The organism is Hungatella hathewayi WAL-18680 (assembly GCF_000235505.1).
Classification (GTDB): Bacteria; Bacillota; Clostridia; order Lachnospirales; family Lachnospiraceae; genus Hungatella_A; species Hungatella_A hathewayi_A.
The window spans coordinates 1,008,383-1,032,913 of sequence record NZ_JH379027.1; the positions used below are offsets into that span (position 1 = coordinate 1,008,383).

Annotated in this window: 24 protein-coding genes and 7 tRNA genes; 26 read left to right on the forward strand and 5 right to left on the reverse strand. The window is 52.4% G+C overall.

Going from position 1 to position 24,531, the window contains the following annotated elements; genetic code table 11:
* Positions 1-193: 193 nt before the first annotated feature.
* The 18 genes from HMPREF9473_RS04560 to HMPREF9473_RS04645 all read left to right on the forward strand — a co-directional run bounded on the left by HMPREF9473_RS04560 (position 194) and on the right by HMPREF9473_RS04645 (position 10,003).
* The gene (locus HMPREF9473_RS04560) at positions 194-376 is read left to right on the forward strand and encodes a hypothetical protein (RefSeq protein WP_006778894.1); all 183 of its coding nucleotides are present in this window, start codon (positions 194-196) and stop codon (positions 374-376) included.
* 91 nt (positions 377-467) lie between these two features.
* Entirely contained in the window at positions 468-782 is a 315-nt protein-coding gene (locus tag HMPREF9473_RS04565; protein WP_006778895.1) for a rhodanese-like domain-containing protein, read from the forward strand.
* A gap of 114 nt (positions 783-896) precedes the next feature.
* On the forward strand, positions 897-1,439 hold the full coding sequence (gene yfcE / locus HMPREF9473_RS04570; RefSeq protein ID WP_006778896.1) for a phosphodiesterase: 543 nt from the start codon (positions 897-899) through the stop codon (positions 1,437-1,439).
* Positions 1,440-1,452: 13 nt separating this feature from the next.
* Entirely contained in the window at positions 1,453-2,622 is a 1,170-nt protein-coding gene (locus HMPREF9473_RS04575) for a THUMP domain-containing class I SAM-dependent RNA methyltransferase (protein ID WP_006778897.1), read from the forward strand.
* A 22-nt stretch (positions 2,623-2,644) separates the two neighbouring features.
* Complete coding sequence (locus tag HMPREF9473_RS04580; RefSeq protein ID WP_080568850.1) at positions 2,645-3,964, forward strand: lectin like domain-containing protein; 1,320 nt, start codon at positions 2,645-2,647, stop codon at positions 3,962-3,964.
* A 94-nt stretch (positions 3,965-4,058) separates the two neighbouring features.
* A complete protein-coding gene (rdgB, locus tag HMPREF9473_RS04585; protein ID WP_006778899.1) occupies positions 4,059-4,670 on the forward strand; it encodes an RdgB/HAM1 family non-canonical purine NTP pyrophosphatase in 612 nt (203 codons plus the stop codon).
* Entirely contained in the window at positions 4,667-5,152 is a 486-nt protein-coding gene (locus HMPREF9473_RS04590) for a metallophosphoesterase family protein (protein ID WP_006778900.1), read from the forward strand. Before rdgB ends, HMPREF9473_RS04590 begins: the two co-directional genes overlap by 4 nt.
* A 167-nt stretch (positions 5,153-5,319) precedes the next feature.
* Positions 5,320-5,394 (forward strand) — tRNA-Pro (locus tag HMPREF9473_RS04595).
* 217 nt (positions 5,395-5,611) lie between these two features.
* Positions 5,612-5,682: transfer RNA gene (locus HMPREF9473_RS04600), tRNA-Gly, on the forward strand.
* Positions 5,683-5,685: 3 nt separating this feature from the next.
* A tRNA-Arg gene (locus HMPREF9473_RS04605) sits at positions 5,686-5,759 on the forward strand.
* Between the two features lie 43 nt (positions 5,760-5,802).
* Positions 5,803-5,876, forward strand: a tRNA-His gene (locus HMPREF9473_RS04610).
* Positions 5,877-5,920: 44 nt separating this feature from the next.
* Positions 5,921-5,992, forward strand: a tRNA-Gln gene (locus HMPREF9473_RS04615).
* Positions 5,993-6,115: 123 nt separating this feature from the next.
* Complete coding sequence (locus HMPREF9473_RS04620; protein ID WP_006778901.1) at positions 6,116-6,496, forward strand: PBECR2 nuclease fold domain-containing protein; 381 nt, start codon at positions 6,116-6,118, stop codon at positions 6,494-6,496.
* Positions 6,497-6,814: 318 nt separating this feature from the next.
* Positions 6,815-7,207 (forward strand): hypothetical protein, encoded by a 393-nt coding sequence (locus HMPREF9473_RS04625; protein WP_034857962.1) that lies wholly within the window; start codon positions 6,815-6,817, stop codon positions 7,205-7,207.
* A gap of 119 nt (positions 7,208-7,326) precedes the next feature.
* Positions 7,327-7,399: transfer RNA gene (locus tag HMPREF9473_RS04630), tRNA-Lys, on the forward strand.
* 18 nt (positions 7,400-7,417) lie between these two features.
* Positions 7,418-7,498: transfer RNA gene (locus HMPREF9473_RS04635), tRNA-Leu, on the forward strand.
* Between the two features lie 160 nt (positions 7,499-7,658).
* Positions 7,659-8,825, forward strand: coding sequence for a GGDEF domain-containing protein (locus tag HMPREF9473_RS04640; protein WP_006778903.1), 1,167 nt, complete (start codon positions 7,659-7,661; stop codon positions 8,823-8,825).
* Positions 8,826-8,860: 35 nt separating this feature from the next.
* Positions 8,861-10,003 (forward strand): GGDEF domain-containing protein, encoded by a 1,143-nt coding sequence (locus HMPREF9473_RS04645; protein WP_006778904.1) that lies wholly within the window; start codon positions 8,861-8,863, stop codon positions 10,001-10,003.
* 56 nt (positions 10,004-10,059) lie between these two features.
* Here HMPREF9473_RS04645 and HMPREF9473_RS04650 read toward each other — a convergent pair whose 3' ends face one another.
* Entirely contained in the window at positions 10,060-10,917 is an 858-nt protein-coding gene (locus tag HMPREF9473_RS04650) for a MurR/RpiR family transcriptional regulator (RefSeq protein ID WP_006778905.1), read from the reverse strand.
* Between the two features lie 139 nt (positions 10,918-11,056).
* On the opposite strand from HMPREF9473_RS04650, the gene HMPREF9473_RS04655 reads away from it, so the two are divergent.
* Positions 11,057-11,944, forward strand: a complete 888-nt coding sequence (locus HMPREF9473_RS04655) for an alpha/beta fold hydrolase (protein WP_006778906.1) — start codon at positions 11,057-11,059, stop codon at positions 11,942-11,944.
* A 97-nt stretch (positions 11,945-12,041) separates the two neighbouring features.
* Here HMPREF9473_RS04655 and HMPREF9473_RS04660 read toward each other — a convergent pair whose 3' ends face one another.
* Genes HMPREF9473_RS04660 through HMPREF9473_RS04670 form a run of 3 tightly spaced genes read right to left on the reverse strand, consistent with a single transcriptional unit; the run spans position 12,042 to position 14,514 of the window.
* Positions 12,042-12,644 (reverse strand): ATP-binding cassette domain-containing protein, encoded by a 603-nt coding sequence (locus tag HMPREF9473_RS04660; RefSeq protein ID WP_006778907.1) that lies wholly within the window; start codon positions 12,642-12,644, stop codon positions 12,042-12,044.
* The gene (locus HMPREF9473_RS04665) at positions 12,634-13,392 is read right to left on the reverse strand and encodes an ABC transporter permease (RefSeq protein WP_006778908.1); all 759 of its coding nucleotides are present in this window, start codon (positions 13,390-13,392) and stop codon (positions 12,634-12,636) included. Before HMPREF9473_RS04665 ends, HMPREF9473_RS04660 begins: the two co-directional genes overlap by 11 nt.
* 27 nt (positions 13,393-13,419) lie before the next feature.
* Complete coding sequence (locus tag HMPREF9473_RS04670; RefSeq protein WP_006778909.1) at positions 13,420-14,514, reverse strand: ABC transporter substrate-binding protein; 1,095 nt, start codon at positions 14,512-14,514, stop codon at positions 13,420-13,422.
* A gap of 340 nt (positions 14,515-14,854) precedes the next feature.
* On the opposite strand from HMPREF9473_RS04670, the gene HMPREF9473_RS04675 reads away from it, so the two are divergent.
* The 6 genes from HMPREF9473_RS04675 (at position 14,855) to HMPREF9473_RS04700 (ending at position 21,671) form a co-directional block, all read left to right on the forward strand.
* The gene (locus tag HMPREF9473_RS04675) at positions 14,855-15,094 is read left to right on the forward strand and encodes a (2Fe-2S) ferredoxin domain-containing protein (protein WP_006778910.1); all 240 of its coding nucleotides are present in this window, start codon (positions 14,855-14,857) and stop codon (positions 15,092-15,094) included.
* Positions 15,095-15,096: 2 nt separating this feature from the next.
* The gene (locus HMPREF9473_RS04680; protein WP_006778911.1) at positions 15,097-16,830 is read left to right on the forward strand and encodes a [Fe-Fe] hydrogenase large subunit C-terminal domain-containing protein; all 1,734 of its coding nucleotides are present in this window, start codon (positions 15,097-15,099) and stop codon (positions 16,828-16,830) included.
* Positions 16,830-18,008: a SpoIIE family protein phosphatase gene (locus HMPREF9473_RS04685; protein WP_006778912.1), complete on the forward strand. Its 1,179-nt coding sequence runs from the start codon at positions 16,830-16,832 to the stop codon at positions 18,006-18,008. The genes HMPREF9473_RS04680 and HMPREF9473_RS04685 overlap by 1 nt, the downstream gene beginning before the upstream one ends.
* A 48-nt stretch (positions 18,009-18,056) precedes the next feature.
* The gene (locus HMPREF9473_RS04690; RefSeq protein ID WP_006778913.1) at positions 18,057-19,511 is read left to right on the forward strand and encodes a 4Fe-4S dicluster domain-containing protein; all 1,455 of its coding nucleotides are present in this window, start codon (positions 18,057-18,059) and stop codon (positions 19,509-19,511) included.
* A gap of 146 nt (positions 19,512-19,657) precedes the next feature.
* Positions 19,658-20,272: a TetR/AcrR family transcriptional regulator gene (locus HMPREF9473_RS04695; RefSeq protein WP_006778914.1), complete on the forward strand. Its 615-nt coding sequence runs from the start codon at positions 19,658-19,660 to the stop codon at positions 20,270-20,272.
* A 7-nt stretch (positions 20,273-20,279) separates the two neighbouring features.
* Positions 20,280-21,671, forward strand: coding sequence for an MATE family efflux transporter (locus HMPREF9473_RS04700; protein WP_006778915.1), 1,392 nt, complete (start codon positions 20,280-20,282; stop codon positions 21,669-21,671).
* Between the two features lie 29 nt (positions 21,672-21,700).
* On the opposite strand, the gene HMPREF9473_RS04705 is transcribed toward HMPREF9473_RS04700, so the two are convergent.
* Positions 21,701-23,431: a hybrid sensor histidine kinase/response regulator gene (locus HMPREF9473_RS04705; protein WP_006778916.1), complete on the reverse strand. Its 1,731-nt coding sequence runs from the start codon at positions 23,429-23,431 to the stop codon at positions 21,701-21,703.
* 242 nt (positions 23,432-23,673) lie between these two features.
* Between HMPREF9473_RS04705 and HMPREF9473_RS25990 the strand changes: the two genes are divergently transcribed.
* Positions 23,674-24,516 (forward strand): helix-turn-helix domain-containing protein, encoded by an 843-nt coding sequence (locus HMPREF9473_RS25990; protein WP_006778917.1) that lies wholly within the window; start codon positions 23,674-23,676, stop codon positions 24,514-24,516.
* Positions 24,517-24,531 lie beyond the last annotated feature (15 nt).

Sequence of the window (24,531 nt, forward strand, 5' to 3'; positions counted from 1 at the left end):
CAGGGGAGCTGCCAGGCTTTTCTTGAGGGGAGTATCAATCTCTAATAAGGATTAATGGCGGGCTTTAAGGGAAGCCCATACTCCATGTATATTATAATATAATTATGTAAAAAAAGAAAGAATAAAATGCAAAATAAAAGACATACTATCCCTGTAACAAAAAACAGACTTTAACGTCCAGGAGGTAATGAATATGTCTAGAAATAACTATAATGACATGGAAGACACAAAGAGATGTCAGAACAGCAATCAGAACAACAGCCAGAACAGCAGCCAGAACAGCAGCAGAAACAACAGCCAGAACAGCGGCCAGAACAACAGCCAGAACAGCAGCAGAAACAACAACCAGAACAGCAGCCAGAACAGCAACCGCTAATCGGCATGACTGGCAGAGCCGTCCTATTATCATAGGGCGGCTTTTTACATATACTAATAGTATAATACCGTCAGGAAAGGACAGGTAGTGAATGATGATGTATCAGACCATAACCATGAAGCAGCTGGAACAGATGTTAGACTGCCATGAAGATATTTTTTTGCTGGATGTGAGAAACCGGGCTTCCTATGAGATGTGCCACATGGAGGGAGCGGTCAATATTCCCTGTGAGGAGTTGGACGAGAAAATGGAATCTCTTCCGAAGGACAAAACCATTGTATGCTACTGCGCCAGAGGCGGACAAAGCATGCTTGCCTGCAACCATTTGAGCGCAATGGGCTATTCTGTGGTAAACACGGCCAACGGATTGTCCTCCTACCGGGGAAAATATTTAGTGAAAGGTTAGAATCTTCGCCGATAGGCCGAATCTTCATTGACAGAAGGTGGTATCTGGCTTTAAAATAGTACTTAAGTTCAAAATAGGGTAACTGTGCCTTGATGCACGAAGGAGGAACCAATTATGAAATATATGTTTGCTTCAGATATTCATGGCTCTGCATGTTATTGCAGGAAGATGCTTGAGATATATAGACAGTCGGGGGCCGGCAGGCTGATACTTCTGGGAGATATCCTGTACCACGGCCCTAGAAATGATTTGCCAGAGGAGTATGCGCCCAAGCTGGTGACAGAGATGCTCAACCAGTACAAGGACCAGATATATGCGGTCCGCGGCAACTGTGACGCTGAGGTGGACCAGATGGTGCTGGAATTTCCGATTATGGCGGACTACGCGCTGCTGGAACTGAATGGGAAGACATTTTACGCCACCCACGGACACATTTACAATCAGGACTGTCTGCCTCCTATGCAGGCCGGAGATGTGCTGATTCACGGCCACATCCATCTGCCGGTGGCGGAGAAGATGGGGGATAAATTCCTGTTGAACCCCGGCTCCACGTCACTTCCGAAGGAAGGGAATCCAAACAGCTATGCCATGCTGGACGGGGAGATATTTACCATCTATGATTTTGACGGGAATAAAGTAAAAGAGATTGCTCTGTGAGAGGATAGAAATTTTGAAAAAGACGTTTGAGTTGATTGCGCCCTGTCATTTTGGGATGGAAGCGGTATTAAAGAGAGAGATTATTGATTTGGGATACGAGATATCCCTGGTGGAAGATGGCAGGGTGACGTTTGTCGGAGACGATGAGGCGATTTGCCGGGCCAATATATTTCTGCGGACGGCGGAGCGGGTGCTTCTGAAGGTGGGCAGCTTCCGGGCGGAGAGTTTTGAGGAGCTGTTTCAGGGGACGAAGGCCATTGCCTGGGAGGAGTACATTCCCCAGGACGGGAAATTCTGGGTGGCGAAGGCGTCCTCGATTAAGAGCAAGCTGTTCAGCCCTTCGGATATCCAGTCGATTATGAAGAAGGCCATGGTGGAGCGGATGAAGAAAGCCTATGGGCTGGAGCGTTTCCCGGAGACGGGGAGCAGCTATCCGCTGCGGGTGTTCTTATATAAGGATATGGTGACAGTCGGGATAGACACTTCCGGGGATTCCCTTCACAAGAGGGGGTACCGGACGCTGACCAGCAAGGCGCCTATCACGGAGACGCTGGCGGCTGCATTGATTCTGCTGACACCTTGGAATAAAGACCGGATTTTGGTGGACCCGTTCTGCGGAAGCGGAACATTTCCCATCGAGGCGGCTATGATGGCGGCCAATATGGCGCCTGGGATGAAACGAACGTTTCTGTCGGAGGACTGGAAGAACCTGATTCCCCGGAAATGCTGGTACGAGGCCATGGATGAGGCCAACGAGATGGTGGATGACACCGTGGAGGTGGATATCCAGGGCTATGATATTGACGGAGAGATTGTGAAGGCGGCCAGGGCCAATGCGGAGGCGGCCGGGGTTGGGCATATGATTCATTTTCAGCAGAGACCGCTCAGCGCCCTCAGTCATCCGAAGAAGTATGGATTTCTGATTACCAATCCGCCTTACGGGGAGAGGATTGAGGAGAAGGAAAATCTGCCGGCGCTGTACCGGGAGATTGGAGAGAGATTTCGGGCGCTTGATTCCTGGTCGGCTTATATGATTACGGCCTACGAGGACGCGGAAAAATATATGGGGCGGAAGGCGGATAAAAACCGCAAGATTTATAATGGAATGATGAAGACGTATTTCTATCAGTTCCTGGGGCCGAAGCCGCCCAGAAGAAAAGCAGGAGACGAGATTGAGACGTAAAGTTGTGTACACGGGACTGCTTATGCTGGTGATTCTGTTGTCCACTGCCAGCGCCTGGAGCATGGGGAAAACGGGAGACCCGGCTGTGGTGGCCGTGGATGGCACGCGTGTTTATTATCCGGTATATGCGCTGGATAAGACCCGGGTGGCGCCGCTTCTGCCTTCCAGCTATGATTACCGGAAAGAGGGACGGGCCCCGAAGGTGAAGGACCAGGGAAATTATGGGACTTGCTGGGCATTTGCCTCGCTGACGGCGCTGGAGAGCGCGCTGATGCCGGGGGAGAAGATGGATTTATCGGAAGACCATATGTCCCTTCAGAACGGGTTTAATCTGACCCAGGATGACGGCGGGGAGTATACCATGTCCATGGCTTACCTGCTGGGATGGCAGGGGCCGGTGTATGAAAAGGATGACCCGTATGGGGACGGCGTGTCGCCCCAGGGGCTGAAGCCGGTGAAGCATGTGCAGGAGATTCAGATACTGCCGCAGAAGGATTACCAGAAGATTAAGGCGGCAGTTTATTTTCGGGGCGGGGTGCAGAGTTCGCTGTACACCTCCATCAAGAACTATAAGAGCCGGTCTGTGTATTACAATGAGAATACATTTTCCTACTGTTATATCGGGGATGAGAAGCCCAACCACGACGCTGTGATTGTGGGGTGGGATGACAATTTCCCGAAGGAGAATTTTAATATGGAGCTTCCCGGGGACGGGGCGTTTCTGTGCGCCTCCAGCTGGGGGACGGCCTTTGGGGACGGGGGATATTTCTACGTGTCCTACTATGACTCCAATATCGGGATGCACAACATTTTGTATACGGGCGTGGAATCGGTGGATAATTATGACAGGATTTATCAGACGGATTTGTGCGGCTGGGTTGGGCAGCTTGGGTATGGGAAGGAGAGTGCTTACGGGGCGAATGTGTACCAGGCCGGGGAGCGTGAGAATCTGGAGGCCGTTGGGTTTTATGCTACGGATGTGAATACGGAGTATGAGGTCTATGTGTCAAGGCATGTGCCGGAGACGCCGGATTTTGCGGAGCGGGAGCTGGCGGCCAGCGGGAAGTTTGAGAATGCCGGGTTCTATACGGTGAAACTGGATACACCGGTGGAGCTGGACGCGGGGGAGCGGTTTGGGGTGATGATTAAGATTACCACACCGGGCTCGGTGCATCCGGTGGCCATTGAGTACCAGGCGGACAATACGCTGAGTCTGGTGGATATCAGCGACGGGGAAGGGTATATCAGCTTCCGGGGAACCAGCTGGGAGTCGATGGAAGAAAAATATGGGTGTAATCTGTGCCTGAAGGCGTATACGTCGGTGAGGGATGGTGCATCATAGAAGGGAAAGAGCTTTTATCCGGGATGTGGAGACGGGAGCGGCTGGGAGCCAGCGGTGCGTCTGCTAAGCGGGTGAGGGCAGGAGGTTGTTGAAGATGGGACATAAGATTGTGTTTGCCACCGGCAATGAAGGGAAAATGAAGGAGATCCGGCTGATACTGGCGGATTTGGGGCTGGAGATTCTCTCGATGAAAGAGGCCGGGGTGGATTTGGATATTGTGGAGGATGGAAAGACCTTTGAGGAGAATGCGGCCATAAAGGCGAGAGCGGTCTGGGAGAAGACCGGCGGGATTGTGCTGGCGGACGATTCGGGGCTGGTGATTGATTATCTGGACGGGGAGCCGGGGATTTACTCGGCGCGGTACCTGGGGGAGGATACTTCCTATGAGTGTAAGAACCGGGTGATATTGGAGCGGATGGAGAAAGCCCAGGGGGAAGAGCGCTCGGCGAGGTTTGTGAGCGCCATTGCGGCGGTGCTGCCGGATGGGAGAGAACTTGGGACGCTGGGGATTGTGGAAGGAGTGATTGCCGGGGAGCCGGCTGGGGATGGGGGATTTGGGTATGACCCGATTTTTTATCTGCCGGAATTTGGGATGACGTCGGCGGAGATTCCCATTGAATTGAAGAATGAAATCAGCCACAGGGGGAAGGCCCTGGTGGCGATGAAAGATAAGATTAGGAAGGTTTTTGAGGAGGAACATCGATGAAGATTCTGGTTGTGAGCGATACGCATCGCAAGGACGATGGCCTGAAAATGGTGATTGAGAAGGAGAAGCCGCTTGACATGCTGATTCATCTGGGAGATGCGGAGGGCAGCGAGAGGTACATAGCAGAATGGGTGAACCCGGAGTGCCGGCTGGAGATGGTGCTGGGGAATAATGACTTTTTTTCTATGTTGGATAAGGAGAGGGAGATTAAGATTGGGAAGTATCGGGCGCTGCTGACTCATGGGCATTATTATGGGGTGTCGATGGGAGCCGAGGGACTGGCGGAGGAGGCCAGGAACCGGGGCTGCGGGATGGCGCTGTTTGGACATACCCATCGGCCTTATTATGGGAAGATTGGGGGCGTTGTGGTGATTAATCCTGGGAGTTTGTCTTACCCTAGACAGGAGGGGAAGAAGGGGTCTTATGGGATTATGACGGTGACGGATGAGGGGGAAGTGGAATATAGTCAGAATTTTTTATGAAATTCGGACAACTTCTGAATTTATGGTGAGAAAGTGGTTGACAAGTGAGGGGGATTCGTATATAATAACTCTTGCGTTGTCGATTGGACGCGTGGAAGACCGGATGAGGACGAGATTGATGGATTGAGTGGAATCGATGGAATCGAGTTTTCGGAGGGGTTGGAACGCGGGGTGTGGCTCAGCTTGGCTAGAGCGCCTGGTTTGGGACCAGGAGGTCGCAGGTTCGAATCCTGTCACCCCGATTGGAGAGGATACGTTAGGATTCGTGAAGACTGTGAGGGACTGGAAGCCGGGAGGTGGAAGGGGGAACTGGCAGTGTGAGTCCGAGGTATTGTGGAACTTCGTTCCACAATCGCCGTTTGCAACGGCGATTCAGCCAGCCAAATAAAAAGCCACTTATGTAAGCGAGCTTACAACGTGGATTTTTATTTGTCAGTCTGTACCTCTCATTGGGTATTCGCGGGTGTAGTTCAATGGTAGAACACTAGCCTTCCAAGCTAGATACGTGGGTTCGATTCCCATCACCCGCTTACGAGTCTGTAGCTCAGTTGGATAGAGCAACGGCCTTCTAAGCCGTGGGTCGGGGGTTCGAATCCCTTCAGGCTCGTTTCATACTTTACAATTGCATATTGTCTATGGTATGACCTATGGTGGGTATAGCGCAGTTGGTTAGCGCGCCAGATTGTGGCTCTGGAGGCCAAGGGTTCGAATCCCTTTATCCACCCTAATTCCTTCGGGAATTATTTTTTTATCTATAATCGGCAATGTTGGGCTATCGCCAAGCGGTAAGGCACAGGACTTTGACTCCTGCACTCGTTGGTTCGAATCCAACTAGCCCAGTTTTTTCAAAATCTTTGTTATTTCGGGCATCTGTCCCGGTCTTTGGAATTCTGTAAGTGGTGTTTTCGATTGATTTCCCTTATTGGTATGTGAGTTGCGTCTGAGACGAACGAGGTAGTACGGGTGCGTACGGTTGGCAGGATTGACAGGAGTATTTATAGCTGCGTGGCGGATGATATTGTGACGGATGAAGTGATTATTACGGAGGAGCGGATTGCTCATATCGCGGAGAGGCATCCGGGAGATTATGAGCGGTTTTGTCAGTGCTTGAAGGAAGTGGTTGAACGTCCGGATTTTATAGTAGAGACACAAAAACCGAATACGGCGTTACTATTAAAAGAACTGGCGGAGCTGGATGGAAAGAAGTTTAAGACAATTCTCAGATTAATGACATCCAGGGAGAAATCGGACTACAAGAATTCAATTATTACATTTATGAAAATAGATGAAAAAGAATGGAACCGGCTTATCAGAAATAAAAAAATTATTTACAAAAGAGAATAAAACTGTTATATTAGAACTAGAATAATCATGTTATTCGCAGATGATTGTTTGAGGTGGAAGATTTCGTACCCGTCCACACGCCGATGGCTTGACAGGGGGAAACCCCGAGAGATGCAGGAGATTTGGTACGCCTGCCAAACAATCATCTGTACTATTATAAATGTTGCCCGAGGTGGAGGAGTTCGTACGGTCCACACGCCGATGGCACTGACAGGGGCGACCCGAGAGACGCAGGAGAAGCGTACGCCTGCCGGGCGGGCATTTATAATATGATGGCTTCCCCCCTGTATGCATTCGATTTTTTGAGGGAGCAGGATGATGGGAAACGGGATATCTTGGTTTCAGTTTACTTCGAGAAAAGAACAGAGAAATAAAGAAAAACGGTATTATAAAAAGATGTTTCCCCTTGGGGAAATGCAGAGAGGCAGAGAGCTGGACGTGTTTCGCCAGTTCTCTGTTCTTCGTGATATGAAGGAGCAGGATTTGATGTATCAGCTGCTCTGTCTGAAGGAGTGTCTGAGCCAGGAGGAAGAGGAGCGGGCGGAGGCAGTTCGGGTGTGGAGGGGCAGTATCCTGGCGAAACGGATGACCAGGGAAATGCAGAATATCCTCATCGCCCTGGCGGAGCTGGAAGCGGACTGTGAGAGTCTGGAGGAGTTTCCGACAGTGGAGGAGATTGCCGCGCGCGCAAAGACGATTGAAGTCTGGTGAGAGCCGCTGCGAAAAAATCAGATGTCTGTCTCATGTCCATATTGACAATTTAAAAATCCTATGTTACTATAATGAACGTGCCAATTTTCCTGATAAATTCAGGGGAATCCGGTATCAATGGGCGTGTAGCTCAGTCGGTAGAGCACTTGACTTTTAATCAAGTTGTCCGGGGTTCGAATCCCCGCACGCTCATGGGGTTAGATAGTTTAGGCGGATGTGGCGGAATTGGCAGACGCGCCAGATTTAGGTTCTGGTGTCCACGACGTGCAGGTTCAAGTCCTGTTATCCGCATGATGAGAATGAAAAGGTATGAATCCTGAAGATAAAAGCTAGGGATTGATACCTTTTTTGCATCTGTAGAGATGACTGAAAACCATGTTTTACGGGTAAAAATGATTTGTGATTTCATACGTGGAATGCTATAATAAAAACCAGAGGAAGGGGCGGTGACATGAGCAGAGCGCTGATTCATGCGAATATCTATTTACTTCCGGTCATTGTGCTTTTCATCATTTCGCAGGATGTGAAAAAGTCATTGCCCAGAAATTTGAATACTCATTTTTTTATCGTTTTAGTATGGCAGACCATCGGAATGATGGTGCTGGAGACCTGCTCCTGGGTGCCTGACGGGGAGATGTGGGAGGGAGCCAGGATGTTAGTCTGGGTGTGCAACATCCTGTATGCGATGCTGTATGCCGGGTTTGCATTTTCCTGGTTTGTCTACATATATAGCAGGATTCCGGGGGTGGAGAACCTTCTGGAGAACAGAAAGAAGCTGCGGCTGCTGTCAATTCCCGTGCTTATCAGCTGCTTGGTTCTGATTATGACTCCCTGGACCCACTGGGTGTTTTGGGTAAATGAGAATAATTCCTATGAGCGTGGGCCTTACTATATCGCCCCCTATCTGTTTATCAGCGGTTATATGCTGACCGCCATCGTGCTGTCATTCTTACAGCGGAGGCGGGTGACCAGGGCGGGGGAGAAACAGGAGTGCGTGCGGCTGGCGGTTTATGCCATGATTCCCATCGCCGGTCTGGTGCTCCAGCTTCTGGACTACAAGTTCTGGTCCGCCTGGCCGTTTACGGCGCTGGCGATTCTGACGATCTATGTCAGCATGCAGAATGGACAGATAACCACCGACGGACTGACCGGCCTCAACAACCGCAGACAGCTGGAGAAATACCTGCTGAGCCGCTGTGATATGAATGACGGAAAGCTGTGGTGCCTGATTATCCTGGACGTGGATGATTTCAAGAGCATTAACGATGTCTACGGCCACATTGTGGGGGATAAGGTGCTCTGCCGGGTGGCGAAGGTGTTGAAGGCGGCTTACGGCAATACGGACTCGTTTCTGGCCCGGTTTGGGGGAGATGAGTTTGTGGTGGTGGCCAGCTGTGACGGGGCGGAGAAGGCAAAAGACGTCCTTCAACTGTTTTATGACAAGCTGGAGGAATCCAACCGCCAGGCTGCAAAGCCGCTCCGGGTGACGCTAAGCGCCGGTTACGCGTGCTACGACGGCGTCCGGGTGAACGACAGACACAGTCTGATGAAGGCGGCCGACGAAGCCATGTACCGGGAAAAACAGCGAAAGAAAGCCGGAGACTGCATGCCTGCATAATAAAATGAACATGAACCAGGAAAAGGAGGAGATGGATGGGGCGTTTTGGCTATATCCAAATCAACATGTTTGCCGCGTTAATGCTGTTGATTTTATATATAAATTCCAAATCCAAATTTCCTTACTCCAGAAACAGTAAGCGATTTCGGAAAATAATCACACTGATGATTCTGACGCTGGTGACGGATACCGCCATCCGGGTGTTTGACGGACAGGGAGCGGCATGGGTCAGCACGGCGATGTGGGTCTGTGTCTGGCTGTACTACGCGGCGGTGGATATGCTGGCCTATGGCTGGTTTCTCTTCACCTATGCCAACCTTTACGAGGACAGGGATTTAATCGAGCACAAGTGGCTGATCCTGTTCACCTCGGCGCCGCTTCTGGTGCTTGTTCTGATGATGACCGGGTGGCCGGGGCTGGTATTCGGCGTGGATGGCCAGAACCATTATGTGAGAGGAGCAGCGTTTCTGCTTCAGTGCTTTGTCTGGGCGGCTTATATTCTGGCGGCGGGTGGCATGGCATTTTTCCTGAGACGGAAGGCGAATATGAGGGAGAAGCGGGAGGAGTACGTCTATCTGGCCTACTTCCCGGTGCTGCCCCTGGCTGGCGGCCTTCTTCAGCTGGTGGTGAAGGATATGGCGGCCATCTGGCCGTTTACGGTGGCGTCCATGGTTATGGTCTATGTGAAAATGCAGCGGACCCAGATATCCTTAGACCCCATGACAGGACTTAACAACCGGAGCCGTTTCAACCAGTTCATTCAATCCAAAATAGACGGCGGCAGGAATCAGAATCCCTGGTACCTGCTGTTGATTGACGTGGATAAATTCAAGCAGATTAACGATTCCTTTGGCCATATGGCCGGGGACGCGGCGCTAATAAAGGTGGCGTCCGTGTTGAAGCGGACCTTTGGGAAAATGAACGCGTTTATCGCGCGGTACGGCGGGGATGAGTTTGTGGTGGTGCTGGAGTGCAGAAAAGAGAAGGATATCTTAAATGCCATGCAGCAGCTGGATACCATGCTGGAGCATGAAAACCGCCATGAGAATACGCCCTACCAGCTCTGCTGCAGCGCCGGGTATGTGAGATTTGACGGGGAAATCATGAAGACGAAGGAGCAGTTGATTGCCGCCGCCGACAAGGAGATGTATCTTCAGAAAAAGAGCCGGAACGCGTAGAGGGCCAGGTGATGGTCCGGACGCGTTCCGGCTTGCAGATTTTCTGCGGTTTTCAATTATTCTTTCTTGTCCGGACGGATGGTCTCCTCGTGGCGCCGTATGGCTTCCCGGGTGCCGTCCATGTCGATGAACAAGAACAGGTATAAGATCTCTATCATGGCCGTGGCGGACACCCGGGAGAATGCAAAATCCCCGGTGAGCAGTTTCTCCCTTGTGGCGGTGATGAGGAGATAATTGGACAGCTTGGCCAGTGGTGATTCCCTGTCGTTGGTTATCAGCACAACGGTGGCGTGGTTGTCCCTGGCGGCCCGCACCAGCTGGGTCAGCCGTTTGGAGGTGCCGGAGGTGGAGATGACTAGCAGCACATCCCCCGGCGTCAGGGTAAGAGCAAAGGCGCTCTGTTTTTCCAGTATCTCGCTGCAGACGGTGCGCAGTCCAAGCTGGTTAAACTTGAAGGCGGCGTCCATGGCCACCGGGATGGTATTTCCCACGGCTGCCACCTGGATGATATCCGCCGATTCCAGGCACCGGATGATGGCGGTTAGGTTGTCCGCCTCAATCATGGATACGGTGGAGGTCAGTTCGGCCACCTTGTTGGCGAGGATATTCTGGAGCGACTGGTTGACATTGTCAAGGCTGATGTCGTTGGAGGTGGACAGAGATTGCTGCTGTTCCTCCATCACGTCCTTGGCCAGCGCCAGACGAAAGGTCTGATAATTTTTCAGCCCCAGCTTTTTGCAGAATCGGGAGACCGTGGCGTCGGAGGTATCGCTGGCTTTCGCCAGCTCGGCGATGGTCATGTCGAGAGCTGCTTTTTTATTGGCAATGATGTAATCAGCGATTTTCTTTTCTGCCTCGAAAAACTTGTCGTAGTCGGAGCAGAGCAGAGTGAGCAGGCTGGTTGTCTGATTCATATGGATGCCTCCTGTCGATATTTATGGTATAACTATATCACGGATAAATGTTTCATGCAATAAAATTTCACAAATTAGAAGAATGAGGAAAATTACACCACATTGTGGTGGAAATGCAGAAGGGCAGGAGGATATTCCTATGGAAGAAATGGTATTACAAGCGAAAGACGGTTTGGAACTGTCCGTGGCCGTGGCGGACATCGAGCATCCGCGGGCGCTGGTGCAGCTGGTTCACGGGGCGGTGGAGCACAAGGAGCGGTACTATGAGTTCATGAAGTTTTTAAATGACAACGGGTTTGCCGCCATCATTTCCGACAACCGGGGTCATGGGCTGTCTGTGAATGAGAAGTATCCGCTGGGATATATGGACGGCTATGAGGAGATGGTCGAGGACCAGATGGTGCTGACCCGGTACATCAAGGCGCGGCATCCGGGGAAGGAGCTGTACCTGTTCGGGCATTCCTTCGGTTCCCTGCTTGCCCGGTGTTATCTCCAGCAGCACGATGACGAGATCGGGAAGCTGGTGCTGTCCGGCACGGTGAATTATATTCCGGCGGTGCCCTTTGGAATCCTTCTGGGCCGTCTGATAACCGGCGTGATGGGAAAACAGCGGGTGAACCGGCTGCTCAACAGCATGGGGATGAACGGGAAGGATGACAGCTGGGTCAGCGCCAACGAGGAGAATTTGAAGGCGTACAGAAATGATAAACTGTGCCAGTACCCTTACAGCAACAGCGCTATCATGACCATCTTTGAGTCGGACAGGAGTCTTCACCAGTATGAGAAGTACCAGTGCCGGAACCGGGATTTGCCCATCTTGAGCGTGACAGGGGTGGACGACCCGGTTACGGGAGGAGAGAAGGGGCTGGCGGATACGGTGAAGTCCCTGGAGCGAATCGGCTATCACGATATCACAAATAAGGTTTACCAGGGAATGAAGCACGAGGTGCTCAATGAATGTGAGCGGATGACAGTGTATCAGGATGTGGTGGATTTTCTGCTGGGAGAAAAACAGGCAGGGAAATAGAGAGACACATAATAAGAAAAAGTGCAGGGGACTGTGAAATGACAGCAGCCGTCCTGCACTTTTTGCGTATGAAATAACACGGTTGTGTAGTTTGTGGTTATGATTGCTCCGGCAAGCCGGCCTGGCCTTCCAGCGTTATTCGCACCCCGCCAAGCAGAGATACATCCTCCTCCTGGTGGGTGGTGATTAACACCAGCTTCCCAGCCGTCTTTTCCTTGATATAGCCGATAACATGCTGCTTCGTCTGCTCATCCAGCCCCGTAAACGGCTCATCCATCAGTATCACATCGGAGTCAGCCAGCAGCGCCCGGCAGATGGCGGTCCGGCGTTTCATGCCGCCGCTTTGCGTGTAGACGGGGCGGGCCAGGGACTCCTCCGGGAGTAGTTTACATAACTCTGCCCGGGCCATGGCCGGCGTCATCTGCCGTCCGGCGGCCAGCAGCACATTTTCCAGTGGGGTGAAGCCTTCGCAGAGGCGGTCCTCCTGAAAGACGGCGGCCATGCGGGTTTGTTCCGGCATTTCTATCCGGCCGCTGTCCGCCCGCTCCAGTCCCAGCAGAATCCGAAGAAGCGTCGTCTTCCCGGAACCGGAGGCGCTCATCAGGCAGTAGATATTTCCGCCCTCCAGCTTCATGGAAAAATCGTGTAAAACCGGCAGACCGTCAAAGGATTTGGAAAGGTTGTTGATTTCAATGTTCATGGTAACCACTCCTTCCCGCCGCCTTCTTAAGCAGATACAAAAACAACTGCTCAAACAGGGCGCTGATGACGATAATGACGAAGGTCCACGCAAATAAATCAGCGGTACTCAAATAAATCTTGGCCATGTACAGCTTCTCGCCGATGGAGCTTGACGGCACGCCGATCACCTCGGCGGCGATACCGGATTTCCAGCTCATCCCCAGGGCCACTTTGCAGCCACTGATCAGGTAGGGCAGCAGGGCGGGGACGTAGATAAAACGAATCCGCCTCCAGGTGGAGACCCGGAAGACCTGTGCCATCTCCAAAAGCTTCTTGTCCGTGCTCTTAAGCCCAGCGATGGTGTTCACATAGATGATGGGAAATACCACCAGAAAGGAGATGAAGACGGACAGCTGCTTTGAGCCAATCCAGATAAGGGCCAGAATGACAAAGGACGCCACCGGAATGGATTTCATCAGCAGTATTACCGGCTCCAGCAGCTCCCTGAGCAGCGGAAAACGGTAGCCCCCGCTTCCGAGGAGGATTCCAAGGAAGAAGGCGGACAGAAAACCGAGGCTGATTTTCCCAAAGGAAAAGGCGATGGTTTTCCAGAACCCCAGGGAGGGCAGCTGGACGAGAAGGGCCATAACCATGTCGAGGGGGCCTACAAAAATGATGGAATTGTCAATGAGCACGCTGCCCGCCTGCCACAGAACCAGCCAGAACAGAATTACAGCGGTCTTTCTTATGAAAACTCTGGATTTCATAGCGTCCCCCAAATCATCAGTTTCCCATTATGGGATGTAGTAAAATGCGTCGTCCGGCAGAGTTCCGCCCACGGAAGCCGGGTCCTGGTCGAAGAGCACGGTCAGGTAGCCGTCCAGCATGGACTTCATCATCTCGCCGTCCACGAAGGTGATGCTGCAGTAGGGAATGGCCTTGGCGGCAACAGGAGCCTTCTCGATAATGCCGGCGGCAGCCACAAGGTCTGCAGTCTCCGCCACATTGTCGATGGCAAACATGGCGGATGCCTTGTGCTCTGCCAGGAACACGTCGATGGCCTCCGCGCCTGCCGGGTCAGCGAACAGCTCGGAGCGGCAGATGGTGACGCCGGTTACCAGGCTTCCGCCGGTTCCGCCCTGGATGGCTTCCCATTCCTTGGTCAAATCGAGAACCATTTTCAAGGACTCATTCTGTGCCATCGCAACGGTTACAAATGGCTGTGGTAGCAGGCCGATGGCGCCTTCCTGCTCTTTTAACACGGCGGCAACCTCGGTGGCCTCGGATTTATATTCGATGGTGACATCGTCGGTGGTGAGACCATTTTCCGACAACAGGTACTGAAGGACGTAGTCGGGGGTGGTTCCCTTGCCGGTCATGTAGAGGGTTTTGCCCTTTAAATCAGCCACGGATTGGATGGACTCATCGCTGGAAACCACATAGAGGACTCCCAGGGTGTTGATGTCGATGACATTGACTCCGTGATTGGTCTTGTTGTACAGGATGCTTGCCATGTTGGCCGGCACCAGGGCGATATCCAAATCTCCGCTGATAACCTTGGTCAGCAGCTCGTCGGCCGCGGTCACCATGGTGAATTCGTAGTTACCCTTGGCCTCGCCTTTGGAGGCTTGGTCCATCAGGGAGACAAGTCCCATGGAGGTGGGGCCTTTTAAGGAGCCGACCCGGAGTGTCATACCGGAAGATGCGCCTGGAGCTTCGGTGCTTACCTCGGCGGTGGTGGTCTCCTCCGGAGTGGTCTCAGGGGCGGCGGTAGTCTCGGCCGCTGTGGTAGTTTCCGGTACGGTTTCGGCTGTTTTGGTTGAGCAGCCCATCAGTGCGGCAGCTGTCACGGCGCAGGCCATCAACGCTGCAAGTGTCTGTTTTTTCATCATTCATATCCTCTCTTTCTGTTCGTGGCAAATAAGTATTATGTAACAAAAAATCCCATGCAAAAAGGCATGGGACGACCAGGGTCAAAATAATTCTCTCCTCGCCTTCTCCATCAGGTCATCCCTTTTGGGTTAGCACGAACAACCATATTATATCACCGTTAGGAGAAACCTGTCTATATCCTTTTGCGGGATTGGTAATTTACTGGAAAAACTGCCCGGTATATTATTTAAAAAAATACAGTATTTGGAAGGAAAAACAATTGATAAAAATATCACAATGTGAGATAATTGGTTTAAATCAGGAGTCTATAATAGATTTAATGCGGAGGGATAAACCATGAAAGTAACAATCTGTATTGGAAGCGCGTGTCATTTAAAAGGGTCAAGAGAGATTATCAAGGAAATGCAGGAGCTGGTGAGCAAAAATGGTCTGGACGACAAGGTGGACTTGAACGGTTCTTTTTGCAGCGGCAACTGCGTCAATGGTGTCTGCGTCACGGTTGACGGCCAGCTGTTCTCACTGAAACCGGAAGATACCAAGGAGTTCTTTGCAAAGGAAATCCAGGGGAGGCTGTAATCATGGGGATTATTGATTTCAAAGCCACAAAATGTAAGCATTGTTATAAATGCGTTCGCAATTGTGAAGTAAAGGCAATCATGATTAAGGATGGCCGTGCTGAAATCATGCCCGATAAATGTGTGCTGTGCGGGAAATGCCTTCAGATTTGTCCCCAGTCGGCCAAAACCCTGGTCAGCGATTTGGATATGGTGAAGGGGTACATAAAGAGCGGGAAGACGGTGGTGGTCTCCCTGGCTCCGTCCTATATGGGACTTTTGAAATACAAGACCATTGGCCAGGTGCAGTCCGCCCTGTTGAAGCTGGGCTTTGCCGATGTGCGGGAGACTTCGGAGGGGGCGGTGCTGGTGACGGAAGAGTACGCCAGACTTCTTCGGGAAGCGAAGATGGAGAACATCATCACCACCTGCTGTCCCAGCGTCAATGATTTGATAGAGATTTATTATCCCCAGCTGGTGCCCTATTTAGCGCCGGTGGTGTCACCCATGGTGGCCCACGGAAAGCTGTTGAAAAAAGAGTACGGCAGGGATGCCAAGGTGGTATTTATCGGGCCGTGTATCGCGAAGAAGAAGGAGTCCCAGGACAGACGACATGACGACTGCATTGACGCCGTGTTAAACTTCAACGATCTGCGCCAGTGGCTCCGGGAAGAGGAGATCGAGATAGAGGACTGCGAGGATATGCCGTTTGAGAAGGCGGATCCGAAGGTGAACCGGCTCTATCCGGTGACCAACGGGGTGGTGAATTCCGTCCTGGCCACGGAGGGCCGCGCTGACGACTACCGGAAGTTTTACGTTCACGGAATCCGCAACTGCATCGATTTGTGTGACAGCATGTCGAGAGGCGAGATCAGCGGCTGCTTTATTGAGATGAATATGTGCTCTGGCGGATGCATCAAGGGGCCGACGGTGGAGGACGAGACCATTTCCAGATTTAAGGTGAAGCTGGATATGGAGGAGACCATTGCCAAGGAGCCGGTGCAGGCGAAGACCGTGGCGGCCATGGAGGAGGGACTGGCCCTTCACAAGGATTACATGGACCGCTCGCCGGACGACGTCATGCCGACGGAGGAAGAGATACAGGCCATCTTGAAGAAGATTGGCAAGGTGCGGCCGGAGGATGAGTTAAACTGCGGCGCCTGCGGATATGCCACCTGCCGGGAGAAGGCGGTGGCCGTGTTCCAGAAGAAGGCGGAGATTAACATGTGTATCCCCTATATGCATGACAAGGCGGAGTCATTAGCCAACCTGGTGATGGAGACGTCGCCCAACGTGGTGCTTATCGTGGATAAGGATATGAAGATTATGGAGTATTCCGCCGTTGGGGAGAAGTATTTTGGAAAGACCAGGGCGGAGGCGCTGGAGATGTATCTGTACGAGTTTATCGACCCGGCGGATTTCCAGTGGGTGTATGACAGCCACCAGAACATCCACGGCAAGAAGATCACGTATCCGGAGTACAACCTGTCCACCCTTCAGAATATTGTCTATGTGGAGCAGCAGGACGTGGTGCTGGCTACCTTTATCGATATCACGAAAGAGGAAGAGCAGACCAAACAGGAGTATGAGAAGAAGCTGGAGACCATTGATTTGGCGCAGAAAGTCATTCACAAGCAGATGATGGTGGCTCAGGAGATTGCAGGTTTACTGGGCGAGACGACGGCGGATACCAAGACGACGCTGACGAAGCTGTGCCGCTCCCTGCTGGAGGACGCCCCTGAAAGCGAGGTCAAATAATGGGAATTACCGTAGACGTTGCTTACAAGAGCCTGAATAAATTTACTGAGATTCTGTGCGGCGATAAGGTCGAGATATTGAAGACCGACGATTCCGACATATTGATTCTGGCGGACGGCATGGGAAGCGGCGTGAAGGCCAACATCCTGTCCACGCTGACGTCCAAGATTCTGGGAACCATGTTCTTAAACGGCGCGACTCTGGATGAGTGCGTGGAGACCATCGTGGAAACGCTGCCGGTGTGCCAGGTGCGGCAGGTGGCTTACTCCACCTTCAGCATTCTCCAGGTGTTCCACAACGGGGAAGCCTACCTGGTAGAGTTTGACAATCCCGGCTGTATCTTTATCCGGGACGGAAAGTTGATGACGATACCGGAGAATACCAGAGTCATTGAGGGAAAGACCATTAACGAGTTCCGGTTCCAGGTGAAGAGGGGGGATGCCCTGATTCTCATGAGCGACGGAACCATTCACGCGGGCGTAGGGCAGCTGCTGAATTTCGGCTGGCTGTGGGAGGACATAGCCAATTATGCGGTGAAGCAGTACGCGCTGACCGTGTCGGCCATCCGGCTGGCCACGTCCATCTGCCACGCCTGTGATGAGCTTTACATGTTCCGGCCGGGGGACGACACCACGGTGGCGGCCCTGCGGGTGATTGACAGCAAGCCGGTGCATCTGATGACGGGGCCGGCCAGCAATCCGGAGGACGACAAAAAGATGGTGTCCGAGTTTATGTCCGGGGAGAACACGAAGCGGATTGTGTGCGGAGGCACCAGCGCTACCATTGTGTCACGGGAGCTGAACAGGAAGCTGGACGTGTCCTTAGACTACGTGGACCCGGATATCCCGCCTATCGCCTATATGGACGGCATTGAGCTGGTGACGGAAGGGGTGCTGACCTTGAACCGCGTGCTTCACCTGCTGAAACGGTATGTGAAGAATGAGAGCGTGGGAGAAGACTTCTTCCTGGAGCTGGATAAGCCAAACGGCGGCTCCATGGTGGCGAAAATGATTATCGAGGACTGTACGGAGCTTCACCTGTATGTAGGAAAAGCCATCAACAGCGCCTACCAGAACCCGGGGCTTCCCTTCGATTTGGGAATCCGGCAGAATCTGGTGGAGCAGTTGAAGAAAACGGTGGAAGAGATGGGTAAGACGGTGATAGTGACTTATTATTAAAGGGTAAAAGCTCACGCGGATGCTCATAAGTTTAGGAGGAAAAAAAGCATGGTAACAAATGATGCAACAGTATTAAGGATTAAACATGACGTATTATATGAAGTGGCGAAATTGGCATGGGAGGGAGCTCTGGATGAGAAGAAGGAGGATATCCCCTACAAACTGATTCCAGGTCCCCAGGCCAGATTCCGCTGCTGTATCTACCGGGAGCGTGAGATTATCCGCCAGAGAGTCAGACTGGCGGAGGGCCTCTGTCCGGCGGATGGCAAGGACACCACCAACATCGTCCAGGTGATTGGCGCGGCCTGTGAGGGCTGTCCGATCGCCCGGTTCACGGTGACGGATAACTGCCAGCTCTGTATGGGAAAGGCCTGCCAGAATTCCTGTAATTTCGGCGCCATTTCCATGGGAAGAGACAGGGCCTACATCGATCCGGATAAATGTAAGGAGTGCGGAAAATGTGCCCAGGCCTGTCCGTACAACGCCATTGCCGATTTGACCAGACCGTGCCGGAAGGCTTGTCCGGTGGACGCTATCACCATGGATGAGAACGGTCTTGTGGAGATTGATGAGAGCAAATGTATCCAGTGCGGGGCCTGTATCCACGGGTGTCCGTTTGGCGCTATCGGTTCCAAGTCCTTTATGGTGGACGTGATTGACATGATCCGCGCCGGCAAGAAGGTGGTTGCCATGGTGGCTCCGGCTACGGAGGGACAGTTTGGCGCGGACATTACCATGGCCAGCTGGAAGACAGCGCTCAAGAAGATTGGCTTTGCCGATATGGTGGAAGTCGGTCTGGGCGGCGATTTGACGGCGGCGGCTGAGGCGGCCGAGTGGGCGGAAGCGTACCGGGATGGAAAGAAGATGACCACATCCTGCTGTCCGGCATTTGTCAACATGATTAAACAGCATTTCCCCATGCTTTTGGAAAATATGTCCACCACCGTTTCCCCGATGTGTGCCGTGTCCAGAATGCTGAAGGAGAAGGACCCGGAGACGGTGACGGTATTTATCGGGCCGTGTATCGCCAAGAAGAGCGAGACATTGGATTTGAATATCAAGGACAATGCGGACTACGCGCTGACTTACAGTGAGATTCGGGCTGCCATGAAGGCGAAGAACGTGAATCTGGAACCGGAAGAGAATATATACCAGGAGAGCTCCGTGTTCGGAAAACGCTTTGGCAACGGTGGCGGCGTGACGGCGGCGGTTCTGGAGTGTCTGAAGGAGACGGGAGAGAACACGGATATCAAGGTTGCCAAGTGCAACGGAGCGGCGGAGTGCAAGAAGGCGCTGATGCTTCTGAAGGTTGGCAGACTGCCGGAGGACTTTATCGAGGGTATGGTCTGCGAGGGCGGCTGTGTGGGCGGCCCAAGCAAGCATAAATCAGAGGTGGAGGCCAGAAAGAGCCGGGATATTCTGATTGGACAGGCGGACGACAGAGGCGTCCATGCCAACTTGAAGAATCTGGGAGCGACTGACGTGGCGATGCACCGCCATTAAGCAGAAAAAGGCTTCGGGGAGAACATGCCCCGGAGCTTTTCTTTTTTAGATAAAGTTTATAAAATAAATATTGACCACATGGTCTGTTTTTAGTATGATACAGAAAACAGACCATGTGGTCAATATTTGCTTGGAGGAAGCGGCGGATGAAGAGAGAGGATAAAAATCTGCAGAGCAGGCAGAAGATTATGGATGCGGCATTGAAGGAGTTTGGCGGGAGGAGCTACGGGGAGGCGTCCCTGAATACCATCTGCAAAGAAGGGGAGATATCGAAGGGGATTATCTATCACTATTTTAAGGATAAAGACGCGCTGTTTCTCGCCTGTGTACAGGAATGTTTTGACGCGTTGACGATGTATTTAAAGGAACATATCAGGACAGCGGACGAAGACTGCACAGAGGGAATCCTGAAACAGTATTTTGATACCCGGATGGCATTCTTTCTGGAACATCCTGAGTACCGGAAACTGTTTTACGGTGCGGTAATCACGCCTCCGCCCCATCTGGCCGGCGAGATTCGAGGCATGCGAAAGACATTTGAAGAGTTGAATGTTTCCATCCTTACCGGAATGCTCTCGAAGGTGCCGCTGCGGGAGGGGATGAGCATTGAGGAAGTGATTCACATCTTTGAGATGTTTCAGGAATTGGTAAATACCCGGTGCTATGCGGAGACGGACGGGGGAACCGATTTTGGGGAATACGAGAAAATGTGTGGCCAGGTACTGGAAATCCTGCTTTACGGGGTGATTGAGAGGAGATGACAGAGGGATGAATTCGTCAGGTAACATACAGGAAACATCGGTTCTGGCGGCAATGAAACCGTCAAAGGCGATTGTGAAGCTGGCAGTTCCGGCCACCATTGCACTGCTGGCCAAGGCTGTTTACAATATTGTGGACACCGCTTATATCGGAATGCTGGACAGTGACACGGCTCTTGCCGCTGTGGGAGTAACGCTGCCGCTGCTTCTCATCTTTGTATCCATAGAAAATATTTTTGCCGCCGGTGCGGCGGTTCTGGCAGGCAGACAGCTGGGAGCAGGCGAGAAGGAAAAGGCGGAGGTCACCGTGTCTACCGTGGTGGCCGCTTCGGTAGCTGTGGGCGTGGCGCTGTGCGTGGGCGGAATCATTTTCATGGAACCGCTGCTGCGGGCTTTTGGGGCATCAGAGAACGTGATGGCACTGGCAAAAGATTATGCGTTCTGGATGTTTATTGCGGCAATTGCCAATCTTCCGGCGCAGAGCCTGAACTGTGCGGCCAGAGCTGAGTCCTCGGTAAAAATTTCTTCTGCCGCGGTGATTACCGGCGCGGCGCTCAATGTGATTCTGGACCCGGTGTTTATGTTTGACTGGGGATTGAATATGGGAGTGGCTGGTGCGTCGCTGGCGACGACCATATCCCAGTTTGTGACATTTGGAATACTGGCGTGGTTTTACTGGAGCGGGCGTTCCGTGATTAAAATCAGGGCTCGTGCAGTGAAGCCCGGCAAAAAGCTGTTTGGCGAGGTAATCCGGATTGGAGTGCCAACCGCGGTGATTCAAATCTGTCTGGCGGCAGCCACGTCTCTGACCAATGTAGCGGCCGCAGCGCTGCCGGAGAGCGATTACATCATTGCGGCCTACGGGGTGGTGCAGAGACTGATATTAATTGGCTGTTATGTGGTTATGGGATTTATGCAGGGATATCAGCCGGTGGCGGCCTACGCGTTTGGGGCAAGGATGGAGGAGCGGTTTCATGATTCCGCCAGGTTTGCGAAAAAGGCGACGCTGGCGCTGTCCGTCGGGGTGGCGCTTATCTATATCGCATGCTCCAAACTGCTGATTATGTTATTTAACAGCAATCCGGTTATTGTAGCCTATGGAAGCAGGCTGCTGATTTCCCAGGTGCTGTTATATCCGGCCTTTGGACTGTGCTATATGATGACGATAACATTTCAGACGATTGGGGCGGGGCGGTATGTGCTGTTTCTGTCTGCTATCCGGCAGGGAATCTTTTATATACCGCTGGTGCTGGTGCTGCCCGCTGTGTGGGGGATATACGGCATCTACGCGGTACAGCCGGTGGCGGATATCCTGACTCTGCTGGTGTGTCTGATGTCCGGAAATGCCATGAAACGAATTGCGTCGCAGAACATGAAAGAAGGTGTTCCCCAGGCCAGCTGATGGCTTGAGGGACACCTTTTTGATTGGACTTATCTGTTGTTTATCACCTGGTTCAGGGTCTGATACAGACGGTCTAAATTGATAGGCTTGGCCAGGTAGGCGTTCATGCCGCTCTGCATAGCCATATCGATATCTTCCCGGAACGCGTTGGCTGAGAGACCGATGATAGGGATGGACCCGGCGTCAGGGCGTTTCAGCGACCGGATGGCAAGACTAGCTTCCATGCCGTTCATGACGGGCATCTGGATATCCATGAATATCAGGTTGTAGGTACCTTCCGGTGACGATGCAAATTTATCCAGGGCGGCCTTGCCGTCGCTGGCCAAATCCACCTTAGCGCCGCTCTCTTCCAGGATGCAGGTGATAATCTCGGCATTGATGTCATTGTCCTCGGCCAGGAGGATGTGAAATCCGCTCAAGTCTCTGTCCGGCTGGCTGTCTTTGGCGGAGAGGGAGGCGGCTTCCACGGACGGGTCCTCTGTCTCGGCTGCGCGCTGCAGCGTGAGCTGTACAAGAAAACGGGAGCCCTCTCCGGGCTGGCTGTGAACGGAGATGGTTCCGCCCATCATTTTTACAAAATTGCTGGAGATGGCAAGTCCCAGCCCGGTTCCGCCATACTGACGGGCGGTGCCGGATTTCTCCTGCTCAAATGGCTCAAACAGATGGGCCTGAAATTCTTCGCTGATGCCCACACCGGTGTCCGACACCTCAAATTCCAGAGAGACACTCTGTTCGCTGACTGCTGTCTGACGGACATGGAGTGTCACCGTTCCACCTTGTGGGGTGAACTTTAAGGCGTTGGAGACAAGGTTAACCAGCACCTGGCTGAGACGAAGGTTATCACCGATAACTCTTGAGACAGTCAGTTCGTCGCTGATAATCTTAAGCTCCACGCCGCTGTCCTCCGCCTTCTGCCAGAACATATCGTAGATGCGCTCGCACACATCCGCCAGGCGGAATTCACTGTATTCCAGCTCGATTTTCCCGCTTTCTATCCGTGACATGTCGAGAACATCATTGAGCAGTGACAGCAGATATCCGGAGGATAAATCAATTTTATTGAGACAGTTTAATACCTTGTCCTTATCGTCGGCGGAGCGCCTGGCAATGGCTGTCATGCCGATGATGCCGTTGAGAGGTGTCCGGATTTCGTGGGACATCCGGGACAGAAATTCGCTTTTGGAGCGGTTGGCCTGCTGGGCCAGCTCCAGGGCCATCTGGGCCTTCTTGCTCCGCTTGCCGCTCACATAGAGAAGAGCGAACAGCAGGAGAAAACAGACGCCGAAATATAGCAGCGTATGGATGGAATTGCTGACCTGCTCCTCGGAATACCGCTCGGTGGCCGACACGGCTTCATTGGCCAGCTCGAAATGAGTTTCGCTTAACAGAAACAGCTTCTCCTGGTTCCCACCCTGCCGCACCTGGGTTATCTCTGCTTTCAACTCTTCCCAGGACTGGCGCATCTCTGCCATCAGATTCTGATAAGTCTCGTCGTGGATGACAATCAGCCCGTTTTCCCCATCCCCGGTGGAAAGTTCCGTCACAATTCCATCCAGAAAATGAATCAGCTCGTCGTTGGCATGGCCGTTCATCTCCTGCTTTACCAGCCGCTGCGTGGCGCCACGGACGATGCCGGTATAGTTGACAACGCGGGCATTTCCCTGCATATGAATTAAGGTCGAAAATGTTATGACACCGATGAGGCAGAACAGGATGGCCAGCAAAATGGGAATGGCGCTCTTGAGTATGTGTTTTTTCATGATACACGTCCTATGTTATGATTTTCTGGTGAAACCGAAAAACTTATGCGGGGTGTAATAATTCATCATCACGTATAGAATCTAGTATACCGTAGTTGATAGTAAAAAGCAACAATGGAAGAGAAGCCTCGACTGTTGGTTTACTTGGGGTATTTCGAGCGGTGGGTGGTTGTAAATGAGGGAGATTTCAGATAGAATTGAGAGGTGATAAAAGAAAGTCATATGGAAAACGGGAGGCAGTTATGGATCATGAGAAAATGGGTCAGTTTATCGCGCAGCTTCGGAAGGCGAATCATATGACGCAGAGGGAGCTGGCGGGAAAACTGAATATTACGGATAAGGCGGTTTCCAAATGGGAGAGGGGGCTGAGCTGTCCGGATATAACGCTTTTGGGGCCTCTGGCGGAGGCGCTGGGAGTGACGACAGGAGAATTGTTAAATGGGGAGAAATGCGGGGAGCTGATGGCGCCGGCCGAGGCGGATGTCCGTGTGGACCAGGCGTTAGAATATGCGGATAAGACGGCGAAGGGCCGGGTGCAGTCACTGCAGAAGCTCTGCGGGATTCTTTTTTCCGTGTCCCTCCTTTTGGGGGCGGCGGTCTGTGCAGTCTGCGATGTGGCGATTGCGGGCGGATTTACCTGGTCGTGGTATCCTATATGGTCGATTGTGTTTGGCTGGGCGGTACTGTTTCCGGTTATCCGGTTTGGAGCGAAGGGCGTGTGGGGAAGTCTGGCGTCCCTCAGTGTGCTGCTGATTCCCTTCCTGTATGTGATTGGGCGCCTGACGGGCCAGGTGAAGCTGATGATGGCTATCGGCGTTCCGTCGGCCCTGATCGCGCTGGCATATCTGTGGATTGCCGTGGTGGTGTTTAAGGTCTGGCGAAACAGGATGCTGCTGGTGGGGGCGGTATTTCTCTTGATGGCGGTTCCGGTGGAGCTGCTGGTCAACTGGAATGTAGCCAGAGTCCTGGCGGAGCCGGCGTCGGATCGGTGGGATATCCTGTCCATGGTTTTGATGGGGGTATTTGGGCTGTGTCTGCTGATGGTGGATATCTGGCGGCACAAGAAGCCAAGCGACAGCCGGTAATTCTCTCTTTTTTGT